The sequence below is a fragment of the Pseudarthrobacter sp. IC2-21 genome, assembly GCF_034048115.1.
GTDB classification, from domain to species: Bacteria; Actinomycetota; Actinomycetes; order Actinomycetales; family Micrococcaceae; genus Arthrobacter; species Arthrobacter naphthalenicus.
Map to the genome: position 1 here is coordinate 4,080,358 of NZ_CP139145.1, position 14,415 is coordinate 4,094,772.

The window sequence follows — 14,415 nt, forward strand, 5'->3', positions numbered from 1 at the left end:
GGGTTTTCCGGCGACGCCCCCTCACTTAATGTGGGTTTTCGGCAAACCCTCTCCCACCGGCTTGGCGGGAGAGGGTTTGCCGTACCCGGTACTTGGCAGCGCCGGCTCCTCAGCAATCCACGGCGCGCCTCCCGCGGACTAGACCCTCCACGTCAGACAGAAACGAAGCCGCCGGCGGCACTCAAGGTGAGTGCCGCCGTCGTGCGCTTAAGTGCGCCAGCGTTTCGGAGAAACCCGCATTAATGAGAGAGGGTTCCAGGAAAACCCGCATTAGGTGAGAGAGCGTTTCGGGAGGGGTCAGGCGAAGTAGACGCCGATGCGGTTCCCGTCGATCTCCTCGATACGGATGTCGATGTCGTACACGTCGTGCAGCATGGCGGCCTGCATGATCTGCGCCGGGCTCCCCTGGTGGATGAGCCGGCCGTCCTTCATGCCCAGGATGGTGTCCGAGTAGCAGGACGCGAAGTTGATGTCGTGGACCACCAGGACGATGGTTTTGCCCAGGTCGTCGGCCAACCGGCGCAGCAGCCGCATCATCTCCACCGAGTGCTTCATGTCCAGGTTGTTCAGCGGCTCGTCCAGGAGCAGGTATTCGGTGTCCTGCGCGAGGACCATGGCGATGTAGGCGCGTTGCCGCTGGCCGCCGGAGAGCTCGTCCACGAACTTGTCCGCCATGGCGCCCAGGTCCAGATGCGCGATGGCCTCCTCCACCTTGGCCAGGTCCTCCACCGTGGGCTGGCCGCCCGAGTGCGGGAACCGGCCGAACGCCACCAGGTCGCGGACGGTCAGCCGCATGGTCAGGTGGTTCTCCTGGCGGAGGATGGCCAGTGTACGGGCCAGGTCGCGGCTGGGCGTGGCCGTAATATCCAGCCCGGCCACCGAGACAGCCCCTGATTCCAGCGGCTGGAGCCGGCTGATCAAGGAGAGCAGCGTGGACTTGCCCGCGCCGTTGGGCCCGATGATGGACGTGATGCCGCCGCGGGGTATCACGCAGCTGACGTCGTCGAGGACCTGCTGGCCGCCGTAGCTCTTGGAGACGTTCCGGACGTCAATCATTTCAGCGAGCCTTTCAGCAGGAGGTAAAGGAAGAGGATGCCGCCGGCGAACTCGATCACAACGCTGAGCGCGGTGGCGAAGCCGAAGACCCGTTCCAGGATCAGCTGTCCGCCCACCAGCGCGACAGCACCGATGAGCACCACGATGGGGATCAGCCGGGCGTGGTTGAAGGCGCGGCACAGCTGGTAGCCGAGGCTGACCACCAGCAGCCCGAAGAAGGTCACGGGACCCACGAGTGCGGTGGAAACGGCCACCAGCAGGGAGCATGCCAGCAGGATCCGCATGACTACGCGGCGGTGGTCCACCCCCACGTTGATGGCCAGGTCGCGGCCCAGCGCCAGGACGTCCAGGGTGTGCCGGGCCCGCCACACGGGGATGCAGACGGCGCCGATGATCACGGCGGAGACACCCAGCAGCGCCGGATCCACGTTGTTGAAGCTGGCGAAAAACAGATCCTGCAGGATGATGAATTCGCTGGGCTCCATCAGCCGCTGCAGCAGCGAGGAGAACCCGCGGAAGAGGCTGCCCAGGATGATGCCCACCAGCAGCAGGAGGTGCAGGGACCGGGTGGCGCCGGTGAACATCCAGCGGTACAGGAGCGCGCTGAAGGCAACCATCAGGACCACCTCGACGCCGAACTGCAGCGTAGGCGGCGCTGACGTGACTGCCGCGGCACTCACGGTAAAGACGAGCGCCGTCTGCACCAGGATGTAGAGCGAGTCGAAGCCCATGATGGAGGGCGTGAGGATCCGGTTGGCGGTGACGGTCTGGAACAGCAGGGTGGAAACCCCCACGGCGACGGCCACCAGCAGCATCGCGGCCACCTTGAGGGCGCGGCGGGGAAGCACGTAGCCCACGTTGCCCTTGAGGTCGCTGAAGAGGAAGAACACGACGGCGGCAACGGTGGCGGCGGCCAGGAGGCCGATGACGAGCCGCAGCGGGGCAGTCCTGATGCGGTTTCGCAGGGACGCTGCGGGACGCGTGGCGCCTTTCCCGGCCACCTCAGCCGGGTCCGGAGGGGCGGCAGGGGCGGGAGTTTCAGGCATTGCGCTTCCTCAGGATCAGGACCAGGAACAGGATGGCGCCCACCACGGCCATCACCATCCCCACCGGAACTTCATAGGGATAGCGGATGGTCCGGCCAAGGATGTCGCAGACCAGCACAAAGCCGGCCCCGAACACGGCCGTCCACGGCACGGCCCGGCGCAGGTTGTCGCCGAACAGGAGCGAGACGATGTTGGGGACCACCAGGCCCAGGAACGGTACGGCGCCCACGGTGGTCACCACCACAGCGGAGATCAGCGAAACGATAACCAACCCCAGGCGCATGGTGCGGTTGTAGTTCAGGCCGAGGTTGGTGGTGAAGTCCTCCCCCATGCCGGCCACGGTGAACCGGTCGGCGGCCAGCAGCCCCACGAGCATCAGGGCGGCCACAATCCACAGCAGCTCATAGCGGCCGCGGAGCACCCCGGAGAAGTCGCCAATCATCCAGTTGCTCAGGGTCTGCAGCAGGTCGAACCGGTAGGCGAAGAACGTGGTCACGGCGGCGATGACCCCGCCGAGCATGATGCCCACCAACGGGATCAGAAGGGTGTTGCGGGTGGGCAGTCGCCGCAGGATGGCCAAAAACAGTGCCGTGCCTATGACTGCGAAAACACTGGCGACGCCCATCCGAAGGAGGATCGGCGCCGTCGGAATGGCCACCGTGACCACCAGGATGCCCAGCGTTGCGGATTCGACGGTTCCCACGGTGGAGGGTTCCACAAACCGGTTCCGGGCCATCAGCTGCATGATCAGTCCCGCCACGGCCACCGACATTCCGGCGAGGATCACGGCCAGGGTCCGGGGCACGCGGGAGATCCAGAAGATGTCGACGGCGGCCGGGTCGCCCGCCAGCAGGGCCGGCAGTGACACGTCGCTGACCCCCACGAACATGCTGACGGCCGCGAGTGCCAGCACAACGGCCGCGGCAGCGACCAGGCCTGCGTATTGGCGGGCCCGGCCGCGGCTAACGGGGGCGACGGTCCGCACCGCCGTGGTTGTCATGATTCGAACGTCAGTTTCTCAGGCTCCGTCAGCAGTCAGGCGCGGGCTCAGGCCACCGAATCGGCAACGGCATTGACCATCGCTTCAACGTTGTTCAAGCCGTAGCCCACGATGTACCAGGCGGCGGGGTCCAGGCTGATGATCTTGTTGTTCTTGGCGGCGTTGGTGGACCGGACCAGTTCGTTGTCCAGGACGGGGTTGGCGCCGGCAGCCTCGGAACCGATGGCGGTGTCGCGGTTGATCACGTACAGGAGGTCGGGGTTGACCTGCTTGATGTATTCGAAGGACACGGATTCGCCGTGGCTTCCGTCGGCCTTGACGTCGGCTGCAGTGGGGACCCCCAGGACGTCGTGGATGAGGCCGAAGCGCGAGCCCGCGCCGTAGGCGGTGACCTCCCCGCCGGAGGTCAGCACGATCAGGCCCTTGCCGGCATCAGCTGCCTTGGCCTTGGTCGCGGCGATGGTGGCGTCCACGCCGGCCAGCTTGGCGTCAACTTCCGCAGTCTTGTTGAAGATGGCGCCCAGTTTCTTCGTCTGGTCCTTGAAGCTTTCCATCGGGCTTGCGGCATCGATGGACAGGTCGATGGTGGGCGCGATTTTGCTCAGTTCCTCATAGGCGCCGGCGGTGCGGCCCGAGATGATGATGAGGTCCGGCGCGCCGGCGCTGACGGCTTCGAAGTCGGGTTCCTTGAGCGAACCGATCTTCTCGTACTTGGCGTCAGCGTACTTCGAGAGTGAAGCCGGGTAGCTCGCCTCCGGCACCCCGGCCGGTTCGACGCCGAGCGCATCCAGGGTGTCCAGCACGCCGAGATCGAACGTGAAGACCTTCTCCGGGTTGACCGGCACGTTGGCCGTGCTGCCCTGGGCGTGTTCCACCGTGATGCCGGCCGCTGCCTCAGATGCGGGCGTCGCGGTGGCGCTGCCGCCGCACGCGGTCATGCTCAGCAGCGCAGCTCCCGCAGCCAGTGCCCCCAGGTAGCTCGAAAGCTTCTTTTTCACGTCAATCTCCAGTCCGCTAATAACGTCACGTGTTTGTTGCCTAATGTCCCTGAACTCTATAAGTAAGGTAAGGCTAACTTCAAAACGTCAGGCCGGTTTCCGGAAATAAGTGAGCGGCATCACAACGCACGACGCCGGCACTCGGGTGAGTGCCGGCGTCGTGCTTTAGTGCGGGAGGGTTTCGGAAAAACCCGCATTAAGTGAGAGAGCGTCCGGGGTGGGAGGCGGCGGGTGAGGACCGCAGACGGGTCAGGCCGGGGCCTTGGCTCCTTCCGCCTGCCGCTCCTCCACGAGCGTGGACACGGCGGCGAACAGCGGGTGCTCGGGGGCTAGCCCGGTGATCTGCGCAGTCGCATCCGCAGGGGACGAGGCCGCCAGGATCTGCGCCAGCTCTGTTGCTTCGGCATCCGCGGGATCGTTGAAGCGCAGGGCCGCGGCAATGGCACCCAGCAGGGCCTCAGGCACAATCCCGCGCTCCGCCAGCTCGGCAGCCGGACCGATGAACCGCTCGTGCCGGCTGAGTTTCCGCAGCGGCGCGCGGCCTACGCGGGTCACGGTATCGGGCAGGTGCGGGTTGGAGAACCGGACCAGGATCTTCTGGACGTAGGCTTCCTGCTCATCGTTGCTGAACCCGTGTTTGGCCACGAGCAGCTGCTTGGTCTCCTCCAGGACCGCCCGGACGTCCTCCGCAACGTCCTGATCGGCCATGGCATCGGAAATCTTCTCCAGCCCGGCCTCGAACCCGAAGTACGCCGCGGAGGCATGCCCGGTGTTGACGGTAAAGAGCTTCCGCTCAATGTAGGGCGAGAGATCGTCCACAAACGTGGCACCGGGAATCACCGGCGCCGCGTCACCAAAGGCGCTCCGGTCGATGACCCACTCGTAAAACGTTTCCACCGTTACATCCAGGCCCTGGCCGGGTTCCTGGTTGGGCACGATCCGGTCCACGGCGGTGTTCGCGAACACCGCCAGTGAATCCAGCGAACCGGCGGCGTCGTCCCAGAGCGCAGCCACCTCGTCCCGCAGGATGTCCGTGGCGTTGATGGCATTTTCACAGGCCATCACCTGCAGCGGCGCCAGCCCGGCCTCCCGCGCGGCGATGCCCTTGGTGATGGCGGGCGCCACGAACTTCAGGATGTGCGGCCCCACCGCGGTGGTGACGATGTCCGCCGTCGCGATTTCCCGCACCAGCTCCGCTTCCTGGGTGGCCGAATTCAGCGCCCGGAAATTGTCCACGGTCCGGACGGTCGGGTTCTCCCCCACCTCGTTGACGTTGTAACTGTCAGCTGCCGCCAGCTGGTCAATGAGGGCCTCTGCGACGTCGGCGAACACCAGCTCATAGCCCGCCTGGTGCAGCAGAAGCCCCACGAACCCGCGGCCGATGTTTCCGGCGCCAAAATGTACGGCCTTCACTATGCGTTGACCTTTCCGAACAGGTCCAGGACTTCTTCGACCGACGTGGCGGCCTCCAGCTGGGCCACCTGGGCCTTGTTGGTGAAGACCTTGGCGATGGAGGACAGGATCTGGAGGTGCTCGTTGTTGATGCCGGCCACGCCCACCACGAACTTGACCTGCTTGCCGTTCCAGTCGATGCCGTCCGGGTAGCGGATCACGGACACGGCGGACTTCATGATGTGGTCCTTGGCGGCGTTGGTGCCGTGCGGGATGGCCAGGAAGCTGCCCATGTACGTGGACACCGACTCCTCGCGTTCGTGCATGGCTGCGATGTAGCCCTCATCCACGGCGCCGCGGTCCAGCAGGAGCCGGCCCGCTTCGTCAATGGCGGCATCACGGGTGGTTGCGCGGCCGTTGAGGATGACGCTGTCCGCCACCAGGATGTCCGACGGCGGCGCGGCTGCGGCAGGTGCCCCGTCCACGGGAGCGTTGGCAACGTGCGCGCCATGGCCGGCCGCGGCGGTTCCGGCACCCGCGGCTGCTGCTGCAACCGGGACACCTGCTGCGCCTGAACCCGAGGCGCCGGCCGTTTCAGCCTCGCCGCCCCCGGCTTCGGGTGAGTTGCTTTCCTTGACCAGCTCCACGATTTCGTCGTAGCGGGGGCTATTCATGAAGTTGTCCACGGAGAAGTGCACCGCGCTCGAGGTGGCCGGCTTGGCCCGCTCGGTGAGGTCCTGGTGGGTAATGACGACGTCGTAGGTGTCGCTGAGGTTGGCGATGGCCGAGTTGGTGACCTTGACCTCCGGGAACCCGGCAGCCTTGATCTTGTTCCGCAGCACCGAGGCGCCCATGGCACTGGAGCCCATGCCGGCGTCGCACGCGAACACAATGTTCCGCACCGGGCCGGCCAGCACGGCCGTTCCCACGCCGCCGCCTGCACCGGCGCCGGTCAGGACCGAGGAGACCGAGCTCTTCTTGCCCTTCATGGCCTCCATCTTGGAGGTGGCGTCGTTCAGGTCAACCTCGTCGCTGTGCTTGGTGGTCTTCAGGATCACGGAAGCCACCAGGAAGGAAACCGTGGTGGCGAGCAGCACCGCGAGGATCACCCCCACGTAGCTGTCGCGGGACGTCTGGGCGAGGACTGCGAGGATTGAACCAGGTGCTGCCGGCGCAACCAGGCCGGAGCCGGTGAGGGCCAGCGTGGCAATGCCGGTCATGCCGCCGGCGATCGAGGCGAGGATCAGCAGCGGGCGCATCAGGACGTAGGGGAAGTAGATCTCGTGGATGCCGCCGAGGAAGTGGATGAGAGCCGCGCCAGGAGCCGAAGCCTTGGCCACACCCTTGCCGAAGAACATGTAGGCCAGCAGGATGCCCAGGCCGGGGCCCGGGTTTGCCTCAAGCAGGAACAGGATGGACTTGCCCTGCTGAAGCGACTGCTGGATGCCCAGCGGGGTCAGCACGCCATGGTTGATGGCGTTGTTCAGGAACAGGACCTTGGCCGGCTCAATAAAGATGCTGGTGAGCGGGAGAAGGCCGTTGTTGACCAGGAACTGGACCACGTTTCCTGCGCCCGTGCTGAACGCCTGCACCAGCGGGGAGATGCCATAGAACCCGAGCATGGCCAGGAAGGCGCCCCAGATGCCGGCGGAGAAGTTGTTCACCAGCATTTCGAACCCGGGCCGGATCTTGCCGTCCCACAGGGAGTCGATCTTCTTCATGGTCCAGCCGCCGAGGGGGCCCATGATCATGGCGCCGATGAACATCGGGATGCCGGCGCCCACAATGACGCCCATGGTGCCGATGGCGCCCACCACGCCGCCGCGGACGTCATAGACCATCCGGCCGCCGGTGTAGGCGATCAGCAGCGGCAGCAGGTAGGTGATCATCGGGCCGACCAGGCCAATGTTCGGCTTCCCGTCGGTTTCGCCGAAACCTCCCAGGCCCGGCACCGGGATCCAGCCCTTTTCGATGAAGAGGGCGGTGATGAGGCCCCAGGCGATGAATGCCCCGATGTTGGGCATGATCATTCCGGACAGGAACGTCCCGAACTTCTGGACGCCGACCCGCACGCTGGTGCGGGGTTTTGCAACTGTCTGCGTTGCCATGTGATTTCCTAACCGTCTTTCCTGCTGCTGCGCAGGATGGGTCCGATATTTACGACGACGTGCTGGTGGAGATTCGGTGGAGCCATTCGAGGAACAATTTCAGTTCTGAACTTGATAGTTGGTCCGAGTGCGACGCCTGAAGTGCGGCATTCAGGGCGATCGCGGCCACCACCACCGAGGACCTGCCCGAGTCTTCCCGGGATGTTCCGGCGGCCTGCTCCGTGGACACCGCAAAGATCATGGCATCCCGGGTCATGGTGGACAGTTCAAGGTTCCGTTCAGCGGCGGGCTCCGCTATCAGCATGAGCGTCACGCCCACGTTGGCGGCCAGGATGGACCTGGCTGCTTCCCGTGGCTGGACGTTCAGCTGGCCCGCAGCCGCTGCCTTGGTCAGCATTTCCTCCAGCAGCGCCTCCGCGTCGGCGACGATGGCGGGACGGCTTTCCGGGCGGATATTGCCGAACATGACCAGGTACAGTTCCGGCTGTTTCAGCCCAAACAGGACGTGGTTGTCCCACATCCGCCGGATATCCTCTAGCGGCTGTCCGGACGGGGCGAAATCTCTCTCACCCGCTACATACTCCTCAAAACCTGCGGCCACAACGGCGTCGAAGAGACCTTCCTTGTCACCGAAGTGGTGGTACAGGGTGGGCGCCGTGACGCCCGCCAGCTGGGTGATCTGGCGGGTGGAAACGGCTGCCCCGGCTGAATTTGCCAGCAATTCGGCTGCTGCTCGCAACAGTCGCATTTTGGGGGGAAGCTGGCCATCCAAACTCATAGCCGCTACCCTATCACCTATAGCATTGCTATATGAACTGAATCACATACAATTTTTTCAGGCACGTTTCCACCGCCGCACGCAGCAGTCGCGGCACCCCGGCATGGCGCCGGGGATGTTCCGGGACGCGCCTGGCTACCGGCAGAGAACGAGGACCTTCAGTGCAGACCTTTTCAGGAGTAGGCGTCAGCCCCGGCCGCGTCATCGGAACCATCCGCCAAATGCCCAAACCGATCAGCGAACCCCCCGCGGGCGAGCAGCTGGCGCCCGGCACTTCCGCGGAGGAGGCCACCGCCGCCCTGAAGGCGGCGGCCCAGGCGGTGCACGATGAACTGAAGGCCCGTGCCGCGCACGCCACCGGTGACGGCAAGGCGGTCCTGGAAGCCACGGCACTGATGGCCAAGGACACCATGCTGATCAAGGGAGCGGCCAAGCTGGTGGCCCGCGGCACCTCGAGCGAGCGGGCCATCTGGGAATCAGGTTCCTCGGTCTCGGAAATGCTGCACAACCTCGGCGGCTACATGGCTGAGCGCGCCACCGACGTCCTGGACGTCCGCGCCCGGATCGTGGCCGAACTCCGGGGCGTTCCGGCGCCCGGCATTCCCGCCTCCACCACCCCCTTCGTCCTGGTGGCAGAGGACCTGGCGCCGGCCGATACCGCCACCCTGGACCCGAACAAGGTCCTTGCACTCGTGACGGCAGGCGGCGGCCCGCAGTCCCACACGGCCATCATCGCCCGCTCCCTCGGCCTACCCGCCGTCGTTGCGGCCGTGGGCGTTGACGAACTGCCGGACGGTACCGAAGTGTTTGTGGACGGCGCCGCGGGCAGCATCACCTCCGATCCGGACGACTCCTTCCGCGCAGCCGCGGAGGCATGGGCGGCAACGGCTTCCTTGCTGTCCGAGTTCACCGGCACGGGCACGACGGCGGACGGTCACCTGGTGCCGCTGCTCGCCAACGTGGGCGGCGGCAAGGACGCGGAAGCCGCCGCGAAGCTGGGAGCCCAGGGCGTGGGACTGTTCCGCACCGAATTCTGCTTCCTGGAACGGGACACCGAACCCAGTGTGGAAGAGCAGGCCGCCGCCTATAAGAGCGTCTTTGACGCTTTCCCGGGCAAGAAGGTGGTCCTGCGGACCCTCGACGCCGGCGCCGACAAACCCCTCCCGTTCCTGACTGACTCCACGGAACCCAACCCCGCGCTTGGCGTCCGCGGCTACCGCACGGACTTCACCACCCCCGGTGTCCTGGACCGCCAGCTCGAAGCAATCGCACTGGCCGAGAAGCAGTCCGAAGCGGACGTGTGGGTCATGGCCCCCATGATCTCCACCGCCGAAGAGGCCGCCCGCTTTGCCTCCATGTGCGCGGACGCCGGCATCAAAACCCCCGGCGTCATGGTGGAGGTCCCGTCCGCCGCCCTCACCGCCGAAGCCATCCTTCGCGAGGTGGCCTTCGCGAGCCTCGGCACCAACGACCTCACCCAGTACGCCATGGCCGCCGACCGGCAGCTGGGCCCCCTCGCCAACCTGAACACCCCGTGGCAGCCGGCCGTCCTCCGCCTGGTGGGACTCACCGTGGAAGGCTCCCGCGCGGAAGGCAACAACAAACCTGTTGGCGTCTGCGGTGAGGCTGCCGCCGACCCGGCCCTCGCCGTCGTCCTCACGGGGCTGGGAGTCAACACGCTGTCCATGACCGCGCGGTCCCTCGCCGCCGTGGCGGCGGTGCTGAAGACGGTCACGCTGGCCGAGGCGCAGGAACTGGCCAAGCTGGCGCTGTCCGCGCCGAGCGCCACCGAGGCCCGGGCCTGGGTGCGGGAGAAACTTCCCGTGCTCGAAGAACTCGGGCTCTAGGCAGCCCGCCCCGCCGTTGCCCACCACCGCCACAGCATCAACCAGGAGGAACCATGCCCGAACGCATTGCCACCATCGCCAGCCGCTCCGGCCTGCACGCCCGCCCCGCTGCACTTTTCGCTGAGGCGGCCGGAGACGTGGGAGTGGACGTCACCATCGCCAAGCAGGGCGAACCGGAAGACGAGGCACTGGACGCATCCAGCATCCTGTCCCTGATGACGCTCGGTGCCGCGAAGGGCGATGTGGTGGTGCTCCGGGCCGAAGGTGACGGCGCGGACGCGGCGCTGGATTCGCTCGTAAAGCTGCTGGAAACGGACCTCGACGCGGAGTAGGCAACGCCCAAGGTACGACGCCTGGCTGGGGGGTCAGGCGATGACGCCGAAGCCGTCCGCCGCCCTGGCCCAGCTGGTGATTGCTGCAGCTGCCGGGCCGGTGGCGGTGTGCTGGAAAACGTGGCCATGGCCGGGGATCTCGGTCAGGCTGCCCCGGGGTGCCCGGTCCGCGAGCCGCCGGCACCATTCCCGGTCAGCCACCGGGTCCTGGCTGCCCCGAAGGACCAGCACCGGCTGGCCCACGCCCGGAACCCTTGCCTCCATGGGGTAGTCCATCATGACGGGCAACTCGGTGAGGTACCAGCGGGGGCCGGCGCGGAAGTAGTCGGAAAAGACCAGTGCATTCGCGGAGATGCTCTCGCTGAACATGGCGTCGCGGGTCAGCGCAAGCGCCTGCTGCACAACGGTCCGCCGCCGGGGGTCGACGACGGGGCCCATCAGCACCACGCCGTCCACAAGGTCCGGCTCCTGCAGGGCGAGTTCCACCGCGTGCTGGGTTCCCATGGAATGACCGATCACCACACAGGACCTCACCCCGGCCGCGGCAAGCCCGGCACGGACAAACGCCGCATACTCACCCACCGGAACCTGGCGGCGCGGCCTGGGCGCATCGCCGAACCCGGGGAGGTCGAAGGAGTGGACATCGGCGCCGCGGGCCAGTTCCTGGTGTAGTCGTGCGAGGTACCGGTGCGAAACGCCGATCCCGTGCAGCAGGACGTAGGTCCTTCGCGGGGTATCGGCGGCAGGTCCCACGGAAGAGTAAAGCCGGCCTGACAGGCCGCCGGCCTCGATGTCCCTGCCACCGTTAAGTTTCACCCAGCGAGCATACCGCCGGCCCGTCCCGGCGCCGGTTAGGCTGTTGGCATGGCACTGATAGCTCCCCGGATGACGCCCGGCCTGCCGGCGGAGGACGCCGCCAAACTGCGGCAGGCACTCGAAGGCGGCCATGACATCACCGTCTTTGTGGATGGCACGGTCCACCGGCTCACGCCCCAGGCGAGGGACGCCGTCGTCGATCTTCTCAGTAGGTTCGGGCGCGGCGAAGCGGTAACCGTAAGCAGCGTGGAGGAAATGCTCACCACCTCACAGGCCGCGGAGCTCGCCGGGATTTCACACACGTTTCTGCGCAACATGACCGATCGCGGCGAGATTCCCGTGGAATACCGCGGCACGCACCGCCGGATCAGGCTGGCCGCCATCATGGCCTGGCTGGAGCAACAAAAGAAAAACGAGCACGCGAAGCAGGCCGAGCCCACAAAACAGCCCGCGGAATCGTCCTAGATCCGGGGCCGCGCGGCCCAGCGGCGCATCTTCAGCGCGGCGTGCAGTTCGAGCCTGGGCATCCCTTTCAGGGGGTCGACGCCGAGGAGCTGGCGGATGCGGCCCAGGCGGTTGTAGACGCTGCTGCGGTGGAGGTGGAGTTTGGCGGCCACGTCCTGGATCGAACCATCGTTATCGTAAATAAGCTCCAGGACCGGCAGTAGCTCGTGGTTCCGGTCGTGGTCCTCCAGCATTCGGACGTAGACGGATCCGGTGTCCGTCCAGGCCCCGGCTCCTCCGCCGGCCGATGCCAGCAACTGGTAAACGCCCGTGGCCCGGCAGTCCACCAGTTCGCCGAGCTGCGGATCCACGGCGGCCGCCTGCGCTGCCTGCCGGGACTGCCGGTAGGCCTCGGCCAGTTCGCGCGGCCGCGCAAAGCCCTCGCTGATGCCCAGGATGATGCGGTGCACCGGCCGGCCCGAGCGTTTGGCGAGCTCAAGCTGGTAGTGGACCAGCACCTGGGCGTGGTTGGCGCGCCCCACGGACTCGCTGAACAGCACCACGGAGTGGGTTTCCGTGCCCGCGCTGAACAGCGCCATGTCCACCCCCACCGTGGCCTGCAGGGCGGCCGATCGGTGAATCAGCGTGGAGGCGATGGGGTCCGGGCCGCCAGCCCAGCCATCGGCGTCGAGCACTGTCACCATCTGCCAGGGACCCTTGCCTTGGATTTCCTTCCACCCGGCCACGGCGGCTACGGCGTTGGCCTCGCCGGCGCAGGCCGCCAGGAATTCCCGTTCCCGGCTGCGCCGGAACTCCGACTCGGCCGTGTTGGAATCCAGGAGGAGGCCGGAAAGCAGTTCGATCTCGCGGGTCACCTCCGGAAGCTGGGAGAGGATTGCCGCCGGGTTCTCCTCGGCTGAGTCCTGCTGCACCCAGAGATACCCCACGCGGAACCCGCGCACCATCAGGGGAACACAGACCCGGCCCAGCATGCCCAGCTCCGCGTTGGCGGGGAGCACCACGGGGCGGACCGCTGTGGCGATGCCGTGGGACAGCTGCCAGGCACTGACGTCCGCCGGCACCCGTTTGCTCAACAGGAAGTTCACCCGGACCTGGTCCGCGTGCGACTGATTGGAGCTGTACGCGAGCAGCAGGCCGTCCAGGTCCTCCAGCGAAAGTCCGCGCCCAAGCTTCTGGGCGACCTGCTCCACGAGCTCTTCCACATCCTGCTGCATGGGCTAACACTACTGCCCCGCGGCTTCCCGAAGCGAACGGACACGAGGCGACACCTGACGCCCTCAGGCTAAACATTTGTCGATCTGCGGAAACCAAAAACCGCGGAATGCCGCGGTCGCCGGGTGCCCGGCGGCCGGGATCGCTGTCAGCTGGGTCACAGCCGGATTTATTCTGGAATCACAACCTTACCCCGCAATTTCGGGCCTATCCGGCCAGAGAACATGGAGCCCAAAAATGATCATCGGTGTCCCCAAAGAGATCAAGAACAACGAATTCCGCGTCGCCATCACCGCCGCAGGTGTTCACGAGTTCCGCACGCACGGCCACACCGTCCTCGTTGAGCGCGGGGCAGGGCTCGGCTCCGGAATCACCGATGAGGAATACGCGATCGCCGGCGCCGAGATTGTGGCCGACGCCGACGACGTCTGGGGCCGCGCGGACATGGTCATGAAGGTCAAGGAACCCATCAAGGCCGAATACCACCGCTTCCGCAAGGGCCTGATCCTCTTCACCTACCTGCACCTGGCCGCCGAGCCCGAACTGACCCAGGAGCTCATCAACACCGGCGTCACCGCCATCGCCTACGAGACCGTCCAGGAAGGCCGCAGCCTGCCGCTGTTGGCCCCCATGTCCGAGGTGGCAGGACGCCTCTCCGTGCAGGTTGGCGCCACCTCACTCATGGCACCGGCCGGCGGCAAGGGCGTGCTGCTCGGCGGCGTACCCGGTGTCCGCCCGGCCAAGGTGGTTGTCCTTGGCGCCGGCGTCGCGGGCACCAACGCCGCAGCCATGGCCCTGGGACTCGGCGCAGACGTGACCATCCTGGACATCAACATCAACCGGCTGCGCGAACTGGACGCCCAGTACGCCGGACGCCTCAAGACCGTGGCCTCGAACAAGTATGAGATCGAGAAGTCCGTGGTGGACGCGGACCTGGTGATCGGCTCGGTCCTGATTCCCGGTGCCAAGGCCCCCAAACTGGTCAGCAACGAGCTTGTCTCCCGCATGAAGCCGGGCTCCGTGCTGGTAGACATCGCCGTGGACCAGGGCGGCTGCTTCGAGGACACCCACCCCACCACCCACCAGGAACCCACGTACAAGGTGCACAACACCATCTTCTACTGCGTGGCCAACATGCCCGGCGCCGTACCCAACACCTCCACGTACGCGCTGACCAACGTCACCCTGCGCTACGCCGTGGCGCTGGCCAACCTCGGCGTCAGGACCGCCTTCGACCGTGATCCTGCCCTGGCAGCCGGCCTCAACATCGCCGGCGGCCACGTGGCACACCACTCCGTTTCCGAGGCCCACCACCTGCCCCTGGTCGCGGACTGGCACGAGCTCGTTTCGGCCTAGCCAGACTCC

13 protein-coding genes are annotated in these 14,415 nt (G+C 66.4%); 4 read left to right on the forward strand and 9 right to left on the reverse strand.

Annotated elements, in window-relative coordinates; all coding sequences use genetic code 11:
• Window positions 1-297 precede the first annotated feature (297 nt).
• The 7 genes from SBP01_RS18880 to SBP01_RS18910 form a co-directional block, all read right to left on the reverse strand.
• Window positions 298-1,056 carry an ABC transporter ATP-binding protein gene (locus SBP01_RS18880; protein ID WP_320536903.1) on the reverse strand — a complete coding sequence of 253 codons (759 nt, stop codon included), beginning with the start codon at window positions 1,054-1,056 and terminating at the stop codon, window positions 298-300.
• The gene (locus tag SBP01_RS18885; protein ID WP_320536904.1) at window positions 1,053-2,102 is read right to left on the reverse strand and encodes an iron chelate uptake ABC transporter family permease subunit; all 1,050 of its coding nucleotides are present in this window, start codon (window positions 2,100-2,102) and stop codon (window positions 1,053-1,055) included. Before SBP01_RS18885 ends, SBP01_RS18880 begins: the two co-directional genes overlap by 4 nt.
• Complete coding sequence (locus SBP01_RS18890) at window positions 2,095-3,102, reverse strand: ABC transporter permease (protein ID WP_320536905.1); 1,008 nt, start codon at window positions 3,100-3,102, stop codon at window positions 2,095-2,097. Before SBP01_RS18890 ends, SBP01_RS18885 begins: the two co-directional genes overlap by 8 nt.
• A gap of 47 nt (window positions 3,103-3,149) precedes the next feature.
• A complete protein-coding gene (locus SBP01_RS18895) occupies window positions 3,150-4,100 on the reverse strand; it encodes a siderophore ABC transporter substrate-binding protein (protein WP_320536906.1) in 951 nt (316 codons plus the stop codon).
• A 249-nt stretch (window positions 4,101-4,349) separates the two neighbouring features.
• Window positions 4,350-5,513 (reverse strand): mannitol-1-phosphate 5-dehydrogenase, encoded by a 1,164-nt coding sequence (locus SBP01_RS18900; protein ID WP_320536907.1) that lies wholly within the window; start codon window positions 5,511-5,513, stop codon window positions 4,350-4,352.
• Window positions 5,513-7,600, reverse strand: coding sequence for a PTS mannitol transporter subunit IICBA (locus SBP01_RS18905; RefSeq protein WP_320536908.1), 2,088 nt, complete (start codon window positions 7,598-7,600; stop codon window positions 5,513-5,515). Before SBP01_RS18905 ends, SBP01_RS18900 begins: the two co-directional genes overlap by 1 nt.
• A gap of 49 nt (window positions 7,601-7,649) precedes the next feature.
• Complete coding sequence (locus tag SBP01_RS18910; RefSeq protein ID WP_275213128.1) at window positions 7,650-8,378, reverse strand: TetR/AcrR family transcriptional regulator; 729 nt, start codon at window positions 8,376-8,378, stop codon at window positions 7,650-7,652.
• 161 nt (window positions 8,379-8,539) lie between these two features.
• Between SBP01_RS18910 and ptsP the strand changes: the two genes are divergently transcribed.
• On the forward strand, window positions 8,540-10,225 hold the full coding sequence (gene ptsP / locus SBP01_RS18915) for a phosphoenolpyruvate--protein phosphotransferase (protein ID WP_320536909.1): 1,686 nt from the start codon (window positions 8,540-8,542) through the stop codon (window positions 10,223-10,225).
• Window positions 10,226-10,278: 53 nt separating this feature from the next.
• A complete protein-coding gene (locus SBP01_RS18920) occupies window positions 10,279-10,557 on the forward strand; it encodes an HPr family phosphocarrier protein (protein WP_275213126.1) in 279 nt (92 codons plus the stop codon).
• Between the two features lie 33 nt (window positions 10,558-10,590).
• On the opposite strand, the gene SBP01_RS18925 is transcribed toward SBP01_RS18920, so the two are convergent.
• The gene (locus SBP01_RS18925; RefSeq protein ID WP_320536910.1) at window positions 10,591-11,373 is read right to left on the reverse strand and encodes an alpha/beta hydrolase; all 783 of its coding nucleotides are present in this window, start codon (window positions 11,371-11,373) and stop codon (window positions 10,591-10,593) included.
• A 48-nt stretch (window positions 11,374-11,421) separates the two neighbouring features.
• On the opposite strand from SBP01_RS18925, the gene SBP01_RS18930 reads away from it, so the two are divergent.
• The gene (locus tag SBP01_RS18930) at window positions 11,422-11,838 is read left to right on the forward strand and encodes a helix-turn-helix domain-containing protein (protein ID WP_320536911.1); all 417 of its coding nucleotides are present in this window, start codon (window positions 11,422-11,424) and stop codon (window positions 11,836-11,838) included.
• Here SBP01_RS18930 and SBP01_RS18935 read toward each other — a convergent pair.
• Window positions 11,835-13,052, reverse strand: a complete 1,218-nt coding sequence (locus tag SBP01_RS18935; protein ID WP_320536912.1) for a helix-turn-helix domain-containing protein — start codon at window positions 13,050-13,052, stop codon at window positions 11,835-11,837. The genes SBP01_RS18930 and SBP01_RS18935 overlap by 4 nt on opposite strands.
• Window positions 13,053-13,287: 235 nt before the next feature.
• Between SBP01_RS18935 and ald the strand changes: the two genes are divergently transcribed.
• Window positions 13,288-14,406 (forward strand): alanine dehydrogenase, encoded by a 1,119-nt coding sequence (gene ald, locus SBP01_RS18940; protein ID WP_275213122.1) that lies wholly within the window; start codon window positions 13,288-13,290, stop codon window positions 14,404-14,406.
• The last annotated feature ends 9 nt before the right edge of the window (window positions 14,407-14,415 follow it).